The sequence below is a fragment of the Microbacterium sp. UBA837 genome (genome assembly GCF_002296025.1).
GTDB lineage: Bacteria > Actinomycetota > Actinomycetes > Actinomycetales > Microbacteriaceae > Microbacterium.
Map to the genome: position 1 here is coordinate 1 of NZ_DBHD01000035.1, position 4,282 is coordinate 4,282.

Consider the following 4,282-nt stretch of genomic DNA (forward strand, 5'->3'; position numbering starts at 1 on the left):
CGGAGGCGACGCTAACTCCTGCAGAAGGGTATCTTTGGTGCCGCCGAGTGAACTCTGGCCTGCGAATTGCAGGAGGCGGCGCCGCAGGGTTCTCAGGCGCGGCGCAGCAGCCCGATCCGGTCGTAGACGTCGCCGAGCGTCGAGCGCGCGACGGACTCAGCGCGCGCCGCGTTGGAGGCCAGGACCCGGTCGAGTTCGGCGGGGTCATCGAGCAATTCCAGCGCTCGAGCCCGTACCGGCTCGAACTCGTTCACGACGACGTCGGCGAGACCCTTCTTGAAGTCGCCGTAGCCGCGGCCGGCGTACTCGTCTTCGATCGCGGGGATCTGCCGACCAGTGAGGGCAGCGTAGATGACGAGCAGGTTCGAGACACCGGGCTTGTTCTCGCGGTCGTATCGCACCGAGCCCTCGCTGTCGGTGACGGCACGCATCACCTTCTTGGCGCTCTTGGCGGGCTCATCCAGCAGCCACAGCACGCCGGCATCCGACTCGGCCGACTTCGACATCTTCGCCGTCGGGTTCTGCAGGTCGTAGATCCGGGCGGTGTCTTGCTGAATGACGGGCATCGGCACCCGGAAGGTGGTGCCGTATCGTCCGTTGAAGCGCTCGGCAAGATCTCGCGTGAGCTCGACGTGCTGCTTCTGGTCGTCACCGACGGGCACGATGTCGGTCTGGTACAGCAGGATGTCGGCCGCCATGAGCACCGGGTAGGTGAACAGCCCAACGGATGTCGCATCCTGGCCGTACCGCTGCGACTTGTCTTTGAACTGGGTCATCCGCCCCGCCTCACCGAAGCCGGTGAGCGTCGAGAGCACCCATGCCAGCTCGGCATGCGCTGGAACGTGCGACTGCACGTACAGGGTCGACTTCGACGGTTCAATGCCTGCGGCGATGTACTGGGCCGCGGTGCGCCGGGTCTTCTCACGCAGCTCGGCCGGATCGTTCGGCTGCGTCAGTGCGTGCAGGTCGACGACCGAGAAGAACGCGTCGTAGGCCTCCTGCAGATCCCGCCACTGCATGAGCGCGCCGATGTAGTTGCCGATCTGGAGGGAGTCGGCGGAGGGCTGCATTCCGGAGTACAGGCGGGGCTTGGTCACCCGACAATCCTAGGCCGCGGCGATGTGGCAGCCGTCTCGCTCACCCGCCGATCGTGTAGTCGACGACGACCGGCGCGTGGTCGCTCCAGCGGGTGTCCCACGACGGTGCCCTGTCGATTCGGTACGCCGTGACCCGCTCGGCCAGCGGAGCAGTGGCGAGGTGGTAATCGATGCGCCACCCGGTGTCGTTGTCGAAGGCCTGGCCGCGGTTCGACCACCATGAGTACGGTCCATCGACCTCGCCGGCCCAGCGGCGTCCGACATCCACCCACCCGAGTCCGGTGCCGTTGGATCCGTCGACGCATTCGATCTCGGAGCCCGCGGGAGCGAAGATGCGGTCGAAGTATGCGCGCTCGCGGGGGAGGAATCCGGCCTTTTTGAGGTTGCCTTTCCAGTTGCGGATGTCGAGCTCGCGGTGCCCGACGTTCATGTCGCCCATAACGAGCGCGAGTGGTGAGTGGGCCTCAAGCTGGGGCAGCCGTGCCTGCATCGCGTCCAAGAAGGCGTACTTGGCATCTTGTTTGGGGGTGCCGTCCTCGCCGGAGTGAACATAGGCGCTCACCACCGTCAGCGTTTCCCCGTCGATGTCGAAGTCAGCCTCGATCCAGCGACCCGACTGGTCGAGCGGTTCTGGGCCGAGCACTGTCCGGAAGGCCCCGGCATCCATCCGGCTCGCTACCGCGACACCGGAGCGGCCCTTTTGGAGCGCTTCATGGTGCACGATCCGCCACCCGGGAAGGGCCGCCGTCAGCTGTTCTTCGTTCGCACGGACCTCCTGCAGGGCCATGATGTCGACACCTGCCTGGTCGATCCACTCGAGCATTCCCTTGCGGGTAGCGGCGCGGATGCCGTTGACGTTGATGGAGGCGATGCGGACGGTTCGGGGCACGCGCTTCAGCCTAGGCGCCGTCACCGACACCCGGTCCCGCGCTACGCTCGTCGAGACGACGCGCGGCGCGCGCGATCGACGTCGCGAAGCCCGGAGGTCGCGGTGGCACGAGCCGTCCTGAGCAGGCGCGGGCGCGCCACGTTCTTCATCCTCGGATGGGCACTGCAGCTAGCCGTCGCCGCAACCGGACTCATTGTCATCGCGGACGACACGATCGAGGCGCTCGTGGTGTGGTGCATCGCCGGCTCGGCTTATGCCGTCGGCGCGATGGTGATTCTCGCCGTGCTCGCGTACCGCGGAGATCCCGTTCCGGAGTCCCTTGCGATTGAGCGGAGCGCCTGGGTCAGCGTCGTCTTGGTGGCGGTGACGGTTCTGCCGAGCCTCATCGGCGTGATCGCAGCCATCACCGTCGTCATCGCAGACGACGGGTCGAATACCGGCCTCATCTTCCGCCTCATCGGGATCTGGGCGATGGTGCTCTCCTGGGGCCTTCTGCACTGGGGTTTCGCCCAGTGGTACATGTACCGCTACCGCACCGCCGCGGAGCCGCCGCTGCGGTTCCCGAGAACTCCGGAACCCTCGATCGTCGACTTCACCTATCTCGCCTTCACGATCGGCACCACGTTCGCCGTATCGGATGTCGAGACGTACTCGTCACGCATCCGATGGCTCATGACGGTGCACTCCGTCATCTCGTTTTTCTTCAACGGGGCGATCATCGTGTTCGCGCTGAGCCGGTTGACGTCGTTCGGCTCGTGATCGGCGCGCGGTGCGTCAGACGAAGCCGTCAAGCGCGCTGGGTCCGCGGGGCGTCGGCGGCGCCGACGCCTTCACTTCCGCCAGCTCCTCTTCGGCGCGGCGTACGTCCCGGGACGCTGCCCACCGCGCGTACCACGGGGCGGCATCGAGCGCTTCCTGTGCGGTGCGCAGGCGCACCTGGGCCGCGAGCAGCAGCGCGGCGTGCTCCTCAGCGAGTTGCTCCGCTTCGGTCTTCTCCAAGAGCGGGATGTTCTCGTCGCGGGCCGAGATCGCGATCCATGCTGCGCCGACCAGCATGATGATGCCGATGAGTCGGAACCACAGCAGCAGACCGACGAAGATCGCGAAGGTGGCCAGCAGCGCGTTCGTCGGCGTGTAGCTGAGCAGCCACCCGGCCCCGAGCTGAAGAACCGTGACCGCCGCTCCGGCGAGCAGAGCTCCTGGCCAGATCGTGCGCCACCGCAGGCTCGTGCCGGTGAGGAACCGGTAGAGCGCGGCCAGGGCTGCGGCGTTGATGGCGAAGGAGATGAGAAGGGTCGCGGTGCGCACGCCGATCGAGAACCACACCGATCCGGTGTCGAGCCCGAAGAGCGAAAACACGATATCCAGTGCCCAGGTGCCGACTGCCCCGAGTCCGCCGCCGATCAGCAGCAGGATGCCGAAGAGCGCCGCTGCCAGAAGATCGCCGCTCTTGAGCAGCAGGTACGGCCGCCGGTCAGGGGGGAGGACGAAGATCTCGCGGACGGCGCGGCGCGAGAACGTCACCCAGCCGATCGCCGTCCAGATCAACGTCACGAGAGCTATCGCACCCGTGATGCCGAACAGGCTCGCCGAGTTGGTCGCGATCTCCGCCACGGCATCAGGCGTGATCGGCCCGTCCTTGTCGATCAATCCCGGAACGTATTGGTTGATGAGGTCGATGAGGTTCTGGATTGCCTGTTCGCTGCCGCCGAGCCAGAGCCCGGCCAGTGCGAAGGCGACGTAGACGGCGGCGAAGATCGCGAACAAGGCTTGGTAGCTCACTCCGGCGGCAAGCAGGAATCCGTTGGCGATCAGGAAGTGGCGCCACACGCGAACTGGAAACCACGCCAGCGTCCGCTTGGTGACTCGCGTCGCGAACGAGATCGGCTCTTCGAACCGTGTGAGTAGACGCTCCTGGGTCTCTTCCCACCGGGCCCGCAGGGTCTCTTCCTGCTGCTGCGCCGCGCGCGCGGTGTCGCGGCGGTTTCGGTCGGGCGAACTCACGCTCTCAGGTTATCGAGCCTCACGCGCGGCATCCGTTTCGACAGCGTGGCGCGAATCCGTGCGGAACCAGCGGACCACCGAGAGGGAGGCTGCGAGGACCCCCGCAGGGATGAGGAATGCGATGGCAAGTCCCGGACCGTCGGCAAGAAGACCGACGATGACGGCTCCGAGGATCGCCCCGGCGTAGTTGAAGATGTTGACCCGGGCAATCACCTGGTCGGAGTGAGCGGGGGAGAGGTCGCCGGCGGCGCCGAAGGTCACGGGGATGAGGATGCCGGTCGCGGCCCCAGCT

At 66.5% G+C, this 4,282-nt stretch carries 5 protein-coding genes; 1 reads left to right on the top strand and 4 read right to left on the bottom strand.

Annotated elements, in window-relative coordinates:
- Positions 1 to 92: 92 nt before the first annotated feature.
- Entirely contained in the window at positions 93 to 1,097 is a 1,005-nt protein-coding gene (trpS, locus tag B3587_RS02665) for a tryptophan--tRNA ligase (protein WP_292726348.1), read from the bottom strand.
- Positions 1,098 to 1,137: 40 nt separating this feature from the next.
- Positions 1,138 to 1,986, bottom strand: a complete 849-nt coding sequence (locus tag B3587_RS02670; RefSeq protein ID WP_292726350.1) for an exodeoxyribonuclease III — start codon at positions 1,984 to 1,986, stop codon at positions 1,138 to 1,140.
- Between the two features lie 102 nt (positions 1,987 to 2,088).
- Between B3587_RS02670 and B3587_RS02675 the strand changes: the two genes are divergently transcribed.
- Entirely contained in the window at positions 2,089 to 2,745 is a 657-nt protein-coding gene (locus tag B3587_RS02675) for a DUF1345 domain-containing protein (RefSeq protein ID WP_292726352.1), read from the top strand.
- 15 nt (positions 2,746 to 2,760) lie between these two features.
- On the opposite strand, the gene B3587_RS02680 is transcribed toward B3587_RS02675, so the two are convergent.
- Together B3587_RS02680 and B3587_RS02685 are read right to left on the bottom strand one after the other, a co-directional pair.
- A complete protein-coding gene (locus B3587_RS02680; RefSeq protein ID WP_292726354.1) occupies positions 2,761 to 3,990 on the bottom strand; it encodes a YihY/virulence factor BrkB family protein in 1,230 nt (409 codons plus the stop codon).
- A 9-nt stretch (positions 3,991 to 3,999) separates the two neighbouring features.
- On the bottom strand, positions 4,000 to 4,282 hold a 283-nt coding region (locus B3587_RS02685), incomplete at its 5' end, for an MFS transporter (protein WP_292726356.1).